Annotated in this window: 13 protein-coding genes; 7 read left to right on the top strand and 6 right to left on the bottom strand. The window is 52.2% G+C overall.

The window, feature by feature from the left end; translation table 11 throughout:
* Window positions 1-39: 39 nt before the first annotated feature.
* On the bottom strand, window positions 40-1,080 hold the full coding sequence (gene hppD, locus ON072_RS05560; protein WP_045282736.1) for a 4-hydroxyphenylpyruvate dioxygenase: 1,041 nt from the start codon (window positions 1,078-1,080) through the stop codon (window positions 40-42).
* Between the two features lie 71 nt (window positions 1,081-1,151).
* Window positions 1,152-2,312, bottom strand: a complete 1,161-nt coding sequence (locus ON072_RS05555; protein ID WP_062793383.1) for a homogentisate 1,2-dioxygenase — start codon at window positions 2,310-2,312, stop codon at window positions 1,152-1,154.
* Window positions 2,313-2,556: 244 nt separating this feature from the next.
* Between ON072_RS05555 and ON072_RS05550 the strand changes: the two genes are divergently transcribed.
* The gene (locus tag ON072_RS05550) at window positions 2,557-3,471 is read left to right on the top strand and encodes a LysR family transcriptional regulator (protein WP_025011124.1); all 915 of its coding nucleotides are present in this window, start codon (window positions 2,557-2,559) and stop codon (window positions 3,469-3,471) included.
* Window positions 3,472-3,589: 118 nt separating this feature from the next.
* Window positions 3,590-4,384 carry a TIGR00266 family protein gene (locus ON072_RS05545; RefSeq protein WP_044734707.1) on the top strand — a complete coding sequence of 265 codons (795 nt, stop codon included), beginning with the start codon at window positions 3,590-3,592 and terminating at the stop codon, window positions 4,382-4,384.
* A gap of 152 nt (window positions 4,385-4,536) precedes the next feature.
* Here ON072_RS05545 and ON072_RS05540 read toward each other — a convergent pair whose 3' ends face one another.
* Both ON072_RS05540 and ON072_RS05535 read right to left on the bottom strand, forming a co-directional pair.
* The gene (locus ON072_RS05540) at window positions 4,537-4,857 is read right to left on the bottom strand and encodes a hypothetical protein (protein ID WP_144190759.1); all 321 of its coding nucleotides are present in this window, start codon (window positions 4,855-4,857) and stop codon (window positions 4,537-4,539) included.
* Window positions 4,854-5,318, bottom strand: coding sequence for an EVE domain-containing protein (locus ON072_RS05535; RefSeq protein WP_025887185.1), 465 nt, complete (start codon window positions 5,316-5,318; stop codon window positions 4,854-4,856). The genes ON072_RS05540 and ON072_RS05535 overlap by 4 nt, the downstream gene beginning before the upstream one ends.
* Window positions 5,319-5,461: 143 nt before the next feature.
* Here ON072_RS05535 and ON072_RS05530 point away from each other — a divergent pair, with 143 nt between their 5' ends.
* Window positions 5,462-5,812 (top strand): DUF6508 domain-containing protein, encoded by a 351-nt coding sequence (locus tag ON072_RS05530; protein ID WP_025011120.1) that lies wholly within the window; start codon window positions 5,462-5,464, stop codon window positions 5,810-5,812.
* Window positions 5,813-6,143: 331 nt separating this feature from the next.
* On the top strand, window positions 6,144-7,865 hold the full coding sequence (locus tag ON072_RS05525; protein ID WP_144190760.1) for an AMP-binding protein: 1,722 nt from the start codon (window positions 6,144-6,146) through the stop codon (window positions 7,863-7,865).
* Between the two features lie 63 nt (window positions 7,866-7,928).
* Here ON072_RS05525 and ON072_RS05520 read toward each other — a convergent pair whose 3' ends face one another.
* Entirely contained in the window at window positions 7,929-8,918 is a 990-nt protein-coding gene (locus ON072_RS05520; protein WP_025887187.1) for a cytochrome-c peroxidase, read from the bottom strand.
* Window positions 8,919-9,264: 346 nt separating this feature from the next.
* Here ON072_RS05520 and ON072_RS05515 point away from each other — a divergent pair, with 346 nt between their 5' ends.
* Genes ON072_RS05515 through ON072_RS05505 form a run of 3 tightly spaced genes read left to right on the top strand, consistent with a single transcriptional unit; the run spans window position 9,265 to window position 11,879 of the window.
* The gene (locus ON072_RS05515; protein ID WP_082050208.1) at window positions 9,265-10,029 is read left to right on the top strand and encodes a substrate-binding periplasmic protein; all 765 of its coding nucleotides are present in this window, start codon (window positions 9,265-9,267) and stop codon (window positions 10,027-10,029) included.
* A 52-nt stretch (window positions 10,030-10,081) separates the two neighbouring features.
* Complete coding sequence (locus ON072_RS05510) at window positions 10,082-11,110, top strand: M14 family zinc carboxypeptidase (protein WP_028780808.1); 1,029 nt, start codon at window positions 10,082-10,084, stop codon at window positions 11,108-11,110.
* Window positions 11,103-11,879 (top strand): alpha/beta fold hydrolase, encoded by a 777-nt coding sequence (locus tag ON072_RS05505; RefSeq protein WP_028780809.1) that lies wholly within the window; start codon window positions 11,103-11,105, stop codon window positions 11,877-11,879. Before ON072_RS05510 ends, ON072_RS05505 begins: the two co-directional genes overlap by 8 nt.
* A 66-nt stretch (window positions 11,880-11,945) precedes the next feature.
* On the opposite strand, the gene ON072_RS05500 is transcribed toward ON072_RS05505, so the two are convergent.
* Window positions 11,946-12,353: a YccF domain-containing protein gene (locus ON072_RS05500; RefSeq protein WP_025011114.1), complete on the bottom strand. Its 408-nt coding sequence runs from the start codon at window positions 12,351-12,353 to the stop codon at window positions 11,946-11,948.
* Window positions 12,354-12,544 lie beyond the last annotated feature (191 nt).

Raw genomic sequence — 12,544 nt, 5'->3', positions numbered from 1 at the left:
ATCATCAGATCGGTCTCAAACAGGTGATTTCGCTATCGGTTACAGCACGCCACGCTTCATTTGATCGCGCTCGATGGATTCGAACAACGCCTTGAAGTTACCCTCGCCAAAGCCGAGGTTGTTCTTGCGCTGAATAATTTCGATAAAGATGGGGCCGAACAGGTTTTTGGTGAAGATCTGCAGCAGATAGCCACTGTCATCCCCGTCCACCAGAATTTGATGATGCTTTATCTTGTCACGGTTTTCCGTCACCTGAGGCACCTTGTCGAAGATGGTGTCGTAGTATTCAGGGATGATGTCCAGGGTCTCGATTGAGGTTCCTTCCATGGCATCGAGCGAGGCGACGATATCCCTGGTGCGGAACGCCAGATGTTGCACGCCCGGGCCGTTATATTCGCGCAGGTACTCATCAATCTGGTTTTTGTCGTCACCCTTGCCCTCATTGATGGGAATACAGAAGCTGCCATCGGGAGAGCGCAGGGCGTAGGAGACCAAGGCGGTTTGTACGCCGCTGATATCGAAGTAACGCACTTCGGTGAATCCGAAGATATCCTTATAGAAATCAGACCATTGTTCCATAGTACCCTTGTGGACATTGTTGGTCAGGTGATCCACTTCCATAAAGCCTTTTTCAGGGACTATCACAGGGGCAGGCAGGTCGACAAAGTCTGTCTTGTAGATATTGTCCTGCTCGCCGAAACGGTCGATGAAGTAAATCAGGCTGTCGCCTATACCATAGATTGCCGGGTAGGGCAGATCAGTGTGGGCCTGATCTGCCGGACGGGCGCCGCGGGATACCGCCAGTTGCAGGGCATAATTGGCATCTTCTACCCGCCACCCCATGGAGCAGATGGCCGGGCCATGGTGCTTGGCAAATTCGGCGCTGAAGCCTTGACGCTCCTTGTTGAGCAGAAAATTAATGTCATTCTGCTTGTAATAGAAAATCTCCCTGTCCTTGGCTTTTTTCAGCATGGAGAAACCAAAGTCGATAAAGACCTGGTGCATGAAATCACTGTCCGGGGTTGCAAACTCGGTGAATTCGATACCGAGCAGTCCCAGTGGATTCTTTTCGCTTGCCATTTCTATGTCCTCTTCAATGATGTTGCTTGCGGCCATTCTCTGATGGCCTTGCTGGATATTCGTTTCCGGGCTCAGCCTTCGAGCCAGGAGCGGTTGTAATCAGTACTCATGCAGCTTTGCACATGGGTGGTTAACTGCAGCGGGGCAAAGGTATCCACCATAACGGCGTATTCATAGGTGTCTTTCTTGCCGATGGAGGCTTCGGTGCGTCCGGGCTGCGGCCCATGAGGCACACCTTTTTGATGCAGTGTCAGGTAACCGGCTTCTATGCCGGTGCGGCTCATAAAGTCGCCGTCCACATAGTAGAGCACCTCGTCACTGTCGATATTGTTGTGGTAGTAAGGTGCCGGGATCGCCTTGGGATGGAAGTCGTAAGGTCTGGGAACAAAGTTGCAGATAACAAAGTTGTGGGCGGTAAACACCAGATGATCTGAGGGGGGCAGGTGAATCTTGCCTACCTTGGGCGCGTACTCTGTGATGTTGAAGGCCCAGGGGTAGACAAAACCGTCCCAACCCACCAGATCAAAAGGATGCCATTCCAGCTGAGTCAGTTGATATTTGTCGCCAAACTTGCTGACCAGTGGGAACTCCCCTTGCTCGACCCTGGCCTCTGTCAGTTCGGGTACCCGGATATCCCGCTCGCAATAGGGCGCTGACTCCAGCAACTGGCCATAGTCATTGCGAAAGTGTTTGGGGATCTCCACCATGGAGAAGGATTCGATCACCAACAGGCGCACATTACTGTAGTCCTTGAATTTCAACTGATAGGTGGTGCCGCGGGGGATCACCAGGTAGTCCCACTTTTGCACCTTGAGCTTGCCGTATTCGCTTAAGAGCTCGCCTTCACCCTCGTGGACAAATACCACTTCGTCGGCGTAGGCATTGCGGTAGAACAGCTCGGTATCCTCGGTGACTCTGGCAGTATAAATCGCCAGATCCTGATTGAAGAAAATCTTGTTGCGGGCACAGAAGAAGTGCCCCTGTCTGTCGGCCTGTTTACTGTCCAGTTTATAGTTCTGTACCAGGGAGTCCTGCCACACTTCACCATGGCTGAGCTCAAAAGGCTCAACGGTTAACGCCTTGGTAGGCATATTGTGGTGGTACTTGTTGGAATAGATATTGGAAAAGCCATGGGTTGAAAACAGCTCTTCACGGTAGAGTTCACCGGATGGCTTCTCAAATGCGATATGGCGCTTGTTGGGAACCTGCCCCTGTTTTACATAAAATGGCATCTGACTCTTCCTTGGTGGCGCTTGCTGTTAACCTTCTTTGGGAACCTTCGGCGGCCACTGTTGTTATTCTTGTTCTCTTTGCGCTCTTGTCTGTCGGAATTGCCGGTCGCTAGCAGCGCAAATGAGCCGTTTTTGTGATCTATCTTTCAATTTAGTTGCGCGCTTGTACAAAAAAAAGAATAATTATTCGGCATACTCAATCTAAAAATTTGATTGTCTTGTTGGATTTACGGGAGTGTAAACCTTGCGTATCGATATCGACGCCTTCAATGTGCTTAAGGTGGTGGTGGAAGAGGGCAGTTTTGCCAAGGCGGCAGAGCGTCTGCACAAGGCGCAGTCGGCGGTGAGTTATCAGATAAAGAAACTGGAACAATATCTTGGCGTTAATCTGCTTGACCGTAATCAATACCGGGCCGAGCTGACTCACGAAGGGCGGGTTATTTTGGCCGAGGGACAACGCTTGCTGGCGCATCTTGGCAATATAGAGCATCTGGCCAGCCGTTTCAGTGAGGGCTGGGAGCCCAGATTGGAGCTGGTGATAGACGGCGCCTTGCCGATGGAGCCTATCATGACCGCCCTCAAGCGCATGACAGAGCATAAGATCCCGACCAAAATCCAGCTCAATATGGAGTTTCTCGGTGGGGTACAACACAGGTTTGAGCGCGACAGCGCCGATCTTATGTTGGTGAAAGACTATCGCAGTGGCCCCAGTTACCACCCCAAGCCCCTGCCTGCTATCACCAGTGTGTTGGTGGCAGGTAAAGACCACCCCTTGACTTCGCGCCGCGGCATTACCCTGTCAGAATTGCAGCAACATGTGGAGCTCACCATCGAAGACTCATCACCGGTCAAGAGCCAGCGCGATGAGCTGCAGTTCGGCGGCGACAAGGTCTTTTATCTCTCCGGTTTCATCATGAAAAAGAACGCCTTGCTCAAGGGCCTGGGTTTTGGCTGGATGCCGGACTTCCTGATAACCGAAGAGTTGGCTTGTGGTGATTTAAGTGAGCTGGACTTTGTCGGCGGCAGCCGTTTTCGTTTTATTCCTCAGTTGGTGTCGACGCTGGAGCGGCCTCTTGGCCGTGCAGGAAGGCTGTTTACTGAGCTGATTCTGGAGGAGTTTGAGCGCTTTCAGGGGGATAATGCCAGCGGTCTGGGTTGAAGCATTCTGTTACTTTTTACTCAAATCACATCCGTCTCCTCACTTGCTGTTTTGACATTTTATGTCATAGACTGAGTGCCAGGTCATTCAGACCCTAAACCATTGAGGGGGAGTTTCAATGAGCAAGAACAGCCATGAAGTGGATTATGAGATCAAGGGCGAGAGCATGCAGCTGGTTGAGGTGGAGCTGGATCCCGGTGAAACCGTGATCGCCGAGGCGGGCGCCATGACTTACATGGAGGAAGGGATCAGTTTTGAAGCGCGCATGGGCGATGGCTCAGAGCCGGATTCAGGATTCTTTGGCAAGTTGATGGGGGCCGGTAAACGTATGCTGACAGGTGAAAGCCTGTTTATGACCCATTTCAGCAATCAGGGCCAGGGCAAACGTCGGGTGTCGTTCGCCGCACCTTATCCCGGCACCATCCTGGCAATCGATCTCGATGAGGTCGGCGGTGAACTCATTTTGCAGAAAGACAGTTTTCTGGCCGCGGCTATGGGTACCCAGGTGACCATGAGGTTCAATAAGCGCCTGGGAACCGGTTTCTTCGGCGGTGAAGGCTTTATTTTGCAGAGCCTCAAGGGTGATGGCATGGCCTTTATTCACGCAGGTGGCACCTTGATCCGTAAAGAGCTTAAGGGCGAAACCCTGAGAGTGGATACCGGCTGTCTGGTGGGCTTTACCAACGGCATCGATTACGACATAGAGAGGGCCGGCTCTCTCAAGTCCATGGTGTTTGGTGGTGAAGGTTTATTTTTGGCGACACTTTCAGGGCATGGCATAGTGTGGCTGCAGAGCCTGCCGTTTTCCCGTATGGCCGACAGGATCATTGCCCATGCGCCTTCCGCCGGTGGCAGTGACAGGGGAGAGGGCTCAGTGCTTGGTGGAATTGGCCGTATGCTGGATGGGCGCTAAAGCGCTATTTGCGAAACTATCAGCAGAGATAGCAGTAAAGATAGCAGCGAAGAAAGGCAGTCAAGCGCTTAACCTATTTTGCCGACAAACAAAAAAGCCATGGTTTCTACCATGGCTTTTTGCTTTTGAACTTAGGGCTTTTGATAACGGTATCAATGTTCCAGGATCTCAATGATCCTGCGGGTCTTGTCGTGCAGCTTGAACAGTGTGCCTTCAATGTCGACCGTTATCAGGCCATCATTGCCCAGCGGCACAACCACGCGGCCGCGGGCATAGATATCATTATCAAGAATATCGCCCCTGTGATAGCGCTTCTGCCAACCCGGAGGCAAAGGTTCACCCCGGGCGGCTTTCTTTTGCAGGCCAGGGGGCAAATCTTTGTGGTCTTTATCCTGCTTGGCCAAAACGGCCGGACTGGCCAGCAGGGCACCCAGGCTGATTGCTAACAAGGCTTTGGATAGTTTGTTTGTCATAGTTTCTCTCCTGCGAGTAGAAGAATACGTTGCCATTCCTGCTCTGTGACCGGTTGCACGCTCAGCCTGGCCCCTTTTTGTACCAGATACATATGTTCGAGCTGCGAGTCTGCCTTGATCTCTTTCAGGCTGACTGCTCTGGCAAACTGACGTTCAAAGCCGATATCCAGCTGGAACCAACGCGGTGACTCTGGGCTCGACTTGGGATCAAAGTAGGGTGACTCTGGATCCCAGGCCGTGGTATCGGCTTTGGCCTTGCCGACGACTCTGGCAGTGCCCACCACGCCCGGCGTTTTGCAACTGGAATGATAGAACAAAATGGCGTCGCCGATTTGCAGTTCATCGCGAATAAAGTTGCGGGCCTGATAATTGCGGATCCCGCACCAGGGTTCCACCTTGACCCGCTGTAGATCGCCGATACTGAATTCATCGGGTTCGGATTTCATCAACCAGTACTTCATGCTGGCACTCCTTGAGTGTTTTTACCAGAAAAGCTTACCAGCCTGTTAAGCACTTATTCAGCAAGGCAAGGGCAGACTGACCTCATTAGATTGGTAGATTATGCATTATTGTGATAATCGATGTAAAAGATTAGGAGTCGCCTATGGCCACGCTTAGCCTGACAGCTTCAACTGCTGATTATCAAACCTATCGTCATGATTTTGCCCGCGGGGAACAGGATTACAATCCCGCGACAGTCCACAAATTTGTTGCTGAAATGAAGCGCCAAGGCATGCTGCTCAACGAGTTCAGTTGGGACGATTGGTACCAAAACAGCCATATGGTCGATAGGCCTGAATATATCGCCGATGCTTCCTTGTATGAATGCCGCTTGCTGCTCAGTGCCATGGTGCGACTTGAGCGTTTCAGCCCGGGTGTCCTGCAGAACATGCGCCGCCAGGGGGTCATGTTGGCCTTACTGGAAAGAATGCAGCAACTGCAAAAGGCGGCCTGAGAATATCCGGGGGCTGATCTTATATTGTCCATTTTGCTGCCATGATCCCGTCATCGGCAGACTTTTTATTCAGGGCTCCTTTGAGGGCCCTGATGGTTTTTGAGCCATTATTCTTTAGTCTAAAAGCCGGTTTCCTTGCTTGTTATTCCAATGCGCCATTCGTTAGAGTCGTTATGAACCCTGCGCCCAGGCCGCAGTGAAAGCCAATCATTGCCGCTGTTTTTGATACTTTTCAGATGCCGCCAATATGGCTTCACACTGTGAGGGGAGGGCCGCCGGCTCAGGGTGACAGACTCTTCCTATAACGATAAAACAACGCACGGAGGCTTAGATGTCTGCCAACAAGACAAGCAAGCAACCCAATGATTTACCTCTGTCCCAGAGCCGTTATCTGGGGCACAGTAATACTCCCTTGATAGACAAGACCATAGGCCAGTATCTGCAGGATATCTGCAACCGTTATCCGGACAACACTGCCGTGGTGATGCATCATCAGCAACTGCGCTGGAGTTATGCGCGCTATCTTGAAGAGATAGATAAGCTGGCCACAGGCCTGCTGGCACTGGGTATCGGCCCCGGGGATCGGGTCGGGATCTGGTCGCCCAATAATATCGAGTGGTGTCTGACTCAGTTTGCCACCGCCAGAATTGGCGCCATCATGGTGTGCATCAACCCGGCTTATCGCCCGGAAGAGCTGGAATATGCACTCACCAATGTGGGCTGCAAGGCACTTATCACCCACGACAAGTTCAAGTCCAGCGATTACCTGGCGATGCTGAATGAGCTGGCGCCGGAGCTCAGTGATGCCGAGCCCGGCAAACTGATGTCCAGCCGTCTGCCGGAACTGCGCTGCGTTATTCGCACCGGCAGTGACAAGACGCCGGGCATGCTGAATTTCCCTGATGTATGTGCCATGGGCTCTGAGGCGGAATATGCCGATCTCAAAGGCATAGGTGAGCGTTTATCGCCCCATGATGCCATCAATATTCAATTCACCTCAGGCACCACGGGGAACCCCAAAGGCGCCACGCTGACCCACCACAATATTCTCAACAACGGCATGCTGGTGGCCGACGCCATGGGCTTTGGCCCGGACGACAAGCTTTGTATTCCCGTGCCTCTGTACCACTGCTTCGGCATGGTGCTGGGGAACCTGGTCTGTCTGGCTAAAGGTGCCACGGCCGTGTTCCCATCCGATGCCTTTGATCCTGCTATTACCCTCAAGGTGGTTGAGCAGGAGCGTTGCACCGGACTTCACGGGGTACCGACCATGTTTATCGCCGAATTGGAGTTGGCCAACTTCCGGGATTATGACCTCAGCAGTTTGCGCACCGGAGTGATGGCCGGAGCCACCTGCCCCGAGGAAGTGATGAAACGGGTGCATAAGCTGATGCATATGACGGAAGTCGTAATCGGTTACGGTCAAACCGAATGCAGCCCGATCAATAACATGACAGAGGTCGAGTCCTCGCTGGAGAAGCAGGTTACTACCGTGGGCCGGGCTCTGCCCCATACCGAGGTGAAGATTATCGATGAGTTCGGTGAAATAGTGCCTGTAGGTCAGCCGGGTGAGGTGTGCAGCCGAGGTTACTGTGTGATGCTGGGGTACTGGAACGATCCGGCCAAAACCCAAGCCACCATAGACAAGGATGGTTGGCTGCACTCTGGCGATCTCGGGGTGATGGACAGCGAAGGTTATGTGCAGATAGTTGGCCGCATCAAAGACATGATTATCCGGGGCGGTGAGAACATCTATCCGCGGGAGATTGAAGAGAAACTCTACACTCATCAGGATATTCAGGATGCCGCGGTATTCGGGGTACAGAGTGAAAAATACGGTGAAGAGGTGTGTGCCTGGATCAAGATGCGCCCCGGCAGTACTGTCACTGAAGATGAAATCCGTCACTTCCTGACCGAAAAGGTGGCTTATTTCAAAGTGCCGCGTTACATCAAGTTTGTTGAGCAGTATCCGATGACAGTTACCGGTAAAATTCAAAAGTTCCGCATGCGTGAGCTGATGTATGAAGAGCTGCACCGGGATATCAATGGCTGAGTCATTTAAACCGCAACAGTAAAAGAGAAGCGCCGCAATGCGGCGCTTCTCTATGGTTATGAATTATTTGCCGAAAGGAACCGGCCTTGGGGTATCTTTATTGGATGGCGGCAGAATCGGCAGTTCAACCTTGGGCTGTTCCCCGGTCAGCGACTTGAGGAAGGCTACCATTTCCTGAGTTTCTTTTTCGGTCAACTTCTGGCCCAGCTGGATATCCGACATGGTGTTGACCGCTTCTTCCAGGTTCCAGACGCTGCCGTCATGGAAGTAGGGGTAGGTGAGTTCAATGTTACGCAGAGTCGGCACCTTGAACACCATCTTGTCAGCTTCCTTGCCTGTTACTCCCTTACGGCCTTCGGCAGGGTTATCCGTGTGGAAAGGCTTGATGAGTCCCATCTTCATATACATGGTGCCACCGACCGCCGGGCCATTGTGGCAAGCGACACAGCCTTTGTCCTTGAACAGCTGATAACCCGCTTTGGCTTCGGCGCTGATGGCCTTTTTGTCGCCTTCCAAATACTTGTCAAAGGCGCTGTTGGGGGTCACCAGCGTCTTTTCAAAGGCGGCAATTGCATCTGTGATCCTGTCGATATTGACCTCTTCAGAGCCGTAAACCTGCTTGAAGCGGGCACGGTAAGCCGGCATGGAAGCAACGGTTTCGGACGCCAGCTCATGAGTAAAGCCCATCTCTTTAGGGTTGGCTATAGGACCTGCGGCCTGTTCCTTGAGATCTTTGGCGCGGCCATCCCAGAACTGTGCCAACATATAATCGGCGTTCAATACGGTAGGCGAGTTGATAGGACCTTCTTGCCAGGCATGACCGATTGAGGTTGGCAGGGCATCGACCCCTCCCATGGAAAGGTTGTGACATGAGTTACAGGAGATAAACCCGGATTTTGATAATCTGGGTTCGAAGTAAAGCATTTTCCCGAGTTCGACCTTTTCCGGCTCGGTGATTTTCACCGGCTTGATAATTTCGATAGGCTCAGCCGCCTGAGCCGCAGTCATCCCGAGGGCTGCCGTTACAGCCATGACCAGTGCTTGATATCTCATTGCTATCACCTCTAATAGGCTTACTTTGTGTATGGTTATTTGTCTATCATAGTGATGGGATAGAGGCTTTGACAGCTGTTAATATCGATTGGCTCCATCGTTGATTTAGATGGATTTTTTGTGATGATTGCCGCGGTTTTTACCTCTTGCTTTAGCTATCTTGTCTGAATCGACTTTTCTCACATTTTCATCCTGCATCACGCTTTGGGTAAAAGTGTGCTGAGGGCGATACTTTTATCTTCCTGGCAGCGCTTATTAGAGCCTGTGGCTGACTGACATCGACAAGCTATACTCTGTTAACTTCCTGAATGCTTATGGGATTGGCCTTGGCAAACGGAGTGATACTATGGCAAGAACCTCAATCACCTTTTTCGGCCGGCCCGCGCTGTTCGTCCTCCTGTTGTTACTTTATAGTGGCAGCCCTGTGGCTCGCGCCGATACTCTGCAACTGAGCTCGCTTAATTGGCCACCCTACACTGGTCAGATGCTGGAACAACAAGGGGCTTGTGTTGCCGTGGTCAAGGCAGCACTCGCCGCCATGGGCCATGACCTCAAAGTCAATTTCTACCCCTGGAGCCGGGCGGTTAAATTGGCAGACATGCCTGGTTCACCCTATCTTGGTTACTTTCCCGAGTATTATCACCAAAGCGATAAGTTTATTTTTTCAAAGCCCTTTGGCTTCAGTCAATTGGCACTGGTGGAACAATCCCAGCGGCCAGTGAGCTGGCAACAGTTGCAGGACTTGCAGCGTTACAAGCTCGGAGTGGTAAAGGGCTATGTTAATACCGAGAGCTTGGACCGGGCCATGGACTCAGGCCGGCAACCCTTTGAGCTGGCCAATTCCGATGAACAAAACCTTCGCAAATTGGCGGCCGCCAGAATTGATGCCGTGGTGATCGACGCCAATGTTTATCGTTACCTGCTGCGGCAAAAGGGGATGGAGGAGTTGGAAGGCAAGCTTAAACTGAATCGGCAATTGCTGGCCAGCAAGGGCTTGCTGGTGGCTTTTCGAAATTCCGAAGAGGGGCAACGTTGGCGGGATATTTTCGACCAGGGATTGGCCCGAATTGATGCCAAGAGCATATTGGAGCAACACTTAAAGTATCATTGAGTTGTCATCCAAAGCGGTTAAATTGAGCACTTTACCCCAGATGGACGGGTCTGTGACAGAAAGTGCCTATGAGCTTGAACTGCTTGCCGAACTGGAGCATAAATACCAGCAACACTTGAACGCCAGGTCTTTGGCCCAAGTCAGCTTTGCCGGTAAGTCGCTCGATGTGCGGGCGCTGGAACTGGGGAACCCAAACGCCAGGGTGCCCACAGTGCTGTTCGTCGGCGGTGTTCACGGGGTTGAACGTATCGGCAGCCAGGTGATACTGGCGCTTCTTGGCAGCCTGTTGACCCGCTGCAGCTGGGATAAGCATCTGCAGTTGATGTTAACCCAGATACGGCTGGCGTTTGTACCTGTGTTGAATCCCATCGGCCTTATCAGGGGAACCCGCGCCAATGGCAACGGGGTCGATTTGATGCGCAATGCTCCCATAGATGCCCGCGGCTCAGTGACTTTTATGGTCGGCGGTCAACGGCTTTCCCGCCATCTTCCCTGGTATCGGGGCCGCAGCAGTCAGCTGGAAGTCGAGACCAAGGCGATTATTGACTACAGTAATGAACTTATGGCCCGCGGCAGCAGCTTGATTGTGCTCGATGCTCACTCAGGTTTTGGCCTGGTGGATCATATCTGGTTTCCCTTTGCCTGTAAGGACACGCCTTTTGCCCGCCTGGGGGAGGTGTATCATCTAAAGCAGTTGTTCGAAATGAGCTACCCCCATCATTGTCACTATCATATTGCGCCCCAAAGTCGCTTCTATCGCACCCACGGTGATATTTGGGATTATTTGGTCAGTTGTAACCCCCAAGTGCCTTTCCTGCCCTTAACGCTGGAAATGGGCTCCTGGGCCTGGGTCAAAAAGAACCCCAGGCAATTGCTGCGTTTCTCCGGTTATTTCAACCCTCAAAAGCAGCACAGGCTGCAGCGTATTTTACGGCGCCACTTTACCCTGATGCAGTTCTTGCTCGATGTGGGGTATGCTCAGGTACTGGAGCAACTGCCTGAACTTCATCGGCATCACCTGGATTATCAGGCACGAAACTTTTGGTATCCACAAGCGGCGGAGAAACCAAGTCATGACTGAGCAGCAAACCTGGGTGTTGATCCGCGGCTTGATGCGCGATAAACGTCATTGGCAGGCCTTTGCCGATAATCTGCTGGCGGCGGGGTTTAGGGTGGAGCTCATCGATCTGCCTGGAAATGGCGATAGGGTGGCGGATACCAGTCCCTGGGATATTCAGGATTATGCCGACTTTGTTGCAGATGAACTGTTACGGCGCAAGGTGGGTAAATGCCGAATATTGGCTATCTCCATGGGCGCCATGGTGGCCATGACACTTGCCGGGAAAAATGACACTGAAGCCGGCCGCCAAAAGGGATTTCAGCTTGAGGGGCTGTTATTGCTCAACAGCAGCGCCGCCGATCTTTCGCCTTGGTATCAGAGATTTCGGCTGCAAGCCCTGCTACGAGCCTTGTGCGCTAGAGTCAAAGGCGAGGGCATTCAATGGCGCGAGGCGACGATTCTTGCGCTTACCAGCCTTGCTCATGCCAAAGACAAGTCTCTGTGCCGTTTCTGGAGCCAACTGGCGCTTGAGGCCAAAACCACACTCGCCAATGGCCTGCGACAAATTGTTGCCTCGGCCCGCTTTCGCTCCCCGGCTAAGCTGTGGGTGCCGGCAACCATTGTTTATGGCTGTGATGATCGCCTGGTTTCGCCTAAGTGCAGCATTCGCCTGGCGGCCAAATATCGGCAAAAGCCGATTCCTTTTTGCCGCTGCGGGCATGATGTGGCGCTGGATAGGCCTGAGTTATTGCTGGAGTTGGTGCAGCGTTTGAGTCGACAAACGCCTTAGACTTGTTTGGGTAAAGCCTGAGCCCAGGTCGAAAACGAGTCAGCTATTCCGACCTGGGCTTTGTGATTAATGAGAGGCGACCACTGTCTTGCCTATGGGCGTTAAAGAGAGCAAGGCCAGTTTTAGGTGCTGAATGCCAAAAGGTATGCCTATGATGGTGACAAAGCAGGCCAGGGCGTGGGTCAGGTGGCCTATCGCCAGCCAAATCCCGAACAGCAGGAACCAGATAATGTTGCCGACCATACCCAGGGCGCCGGTGCCCAAGTCTTCGCGGCCAGAGAGCCTGTCGCGGCTGATATGTTCCTGACCGAAGGGCCAGAATGCCAGTTCACCTATGACAAAGCAGGCGCGGCCGAATGGGATACCTATGATACTGATAAAACAGAGTAAGCCGACAAACCACCAGGCCAGTCCCATGACAAAGCCGCCAAGAATAAACCAGGCAATATTAAAAATAAGACGCAAAATAGCCATTGAGTGCTCCTTTAAATGGCGGATCAGCCACACAGTTTTGCTGTAAAGCTTTGGATATTTCGATTATTAGCTAGAAGCATGCCATAATTATAACCTGTTGAATAATATTGGATATTGCTATTTCTGAGCCTAGGAGGATGGCGGCGATTGGTGATTTATACCAATAAGTGGCGATAATCATCACAGAGGGG

The sequence above is a fragment of the Shewanella sp. K8 genome, assembly GCF_028823715.1.
GTDB classification, from domain to species: Bacteria; Pseudomonadota; Gammaproteobacteria; order Enterobacterales; family Shewanellaceae; genus Shewanella; species Shewanella algae.
The sequence above is the reverse complement of the archived record's forward strand: the minus strand, read 5'-3'. Positions and strand labels throughout refer to the sequence as shown.

What these genes read in the sequence shown, in the direction of transcription:
- hppD (WP_045282736.1), bottom strand. Translation starts at nt 1,080, where the DNA reads ATGGCAAGCGAAAAGAATCCACTGGGACTGCTCGGTATCGAATTCACC.
- ON072_RS05555 (WP_062793383.1), bottom strand. Translation starts at nt 2,312, where the DNA reads ATGCCATTTTATGTAAAACAGGGGCAGGTTCCCAACAAGCGCCATATC.
- ON072_RS05545 (WP_044734707.1), top strand. Translation starts at nt 3,590, where the DNA reads ATGAGCAAGAACAGCCATGAAGTGGATTATGAGATCAAGGGCGAGAGC.
- ON072_RS05540 (WP_144190759.1), bottom strand. Translation starts at nt 4,857, where the DNA reads ATGACAAACAAACTATCCAAAGCCTTGTTAGCAATCAGCCTGGGTGCC.
- ON072_RS05535 (WP_025887185.1), bottom strand. Translation starts at nt 5,318, where the DNA reads ATGAAGTACTGGTTGATGAAATCCGAACCCGATGAATTCAGTATCGGC.
- ON072_RS05530 (WP_025011120.1), top strand. Translation starts at nt 5,462, where the DNA reads ATGGCCACGCTTAGCCTGACAGCTTCAACTGCTGATTATCAAACCTAT.
- ON072_RS05525 (WP_144190760.1), top strand. Translation starts at nt 6,144, where the DNA reads ATGTCTGCCAACAAGACAAGCAAGCAACCCAATGATTTACCTCTGTCC.
- ON072_RS05520 (WP_025887187.1), bottom strand. Translation starts at nt 8,918, where the DNA reads ATGAGATATCAAGCACTGGTCATGGCTGTAACGGCAGCCCTCGGGATG.
- ON072_RS05515 (WP_082050208.1), top strand. Translation starts at nt 9,265, where the DNA reads ATGGCAAGAACCTCAATCACCTTTTTCGGCCGGCCCGCGCTGTTCGTC.
- ON072_RS05505 (WP_028780809.1), top strand. Translation starts at nt 11,103, where the DNA reads ATGACTGAGCAGCAAACCTGGGTGTTGATCCGCGGCTTGATGCGCGAT.
- ON072_RS05500 (WP_025011114.1), bottom strand. Translation starts at nt 12,353, where the DNA reads ATGGCTATTTTGCGTCTTATTTTTAATATTGCCTGGTTTATTCTTGGC.